This is a genomic window from Rubellimicrobium sp. CFH 75288 (assembly GCF_009904055.1).
In the GTDB taxonomy this organism is placed as follows: domain Bacteria; phylum Pseudomonadota; class Alphaproteobacteria; order Rhodobacterales; family Rhodobacteraceae; genus Rubellimicrobium.
This window is the reverse complement of record NZ_WYDP01000073.1, coordinates 1-383: the sequence shown is the minus strand read 5'-3', so window position 1 is coordinate 383 and position 383 is coordinate 1. Positions and strand designations below refer to the sequence as shown.

The window sequence follows — 383 nt, the reverse complement described above, 5'->3', positions numbered from 1 at the left end:
TCGATGGCGGCGGTCACGTCCTGCATGGTCACGGCCTCGGCCCCCCGCCGGGTGGCCTGGATCGCCGCCTCGTTGACGAGGTTCGCCAGTTCCGCCCCCGAGAAGCCGGGGGTCAGCGCCGCGATCTGGTCCACGTCGAGCCCCTCGTGCTTCACCTTCTTGAGGTGCACGCGCAGGATCGCCGCGCGCCCCCCCTTGTCAGGCCGGTCCACCACCACCTGCCGGTCGAAGCGGCCCGCGCGCAGGAGCGCGGGGTCGAGGATCTCGGGACGGTTGGTCGCGGCGAGCAGCACGATCCCCTCGCGAGGGTCGAAGCCGTCGAGCTCGGTCAGGAGCTGGTTCAGCGTCTGCTCCTTCTCGTCATGCCCGCCGCCGAAGGCGCC

At 72.1% G+C, this 383-nt stretch carries 1 protein-coding gene; it reads right to left on the bottom strand.

The features are described from left to right. On the bottom strand, positions 1-383 hold a 383-nt coding region (locus GT358_RS16435; RefSeq protein WP_166583704.1), incomplete at both ends, for an AAA family ATPase.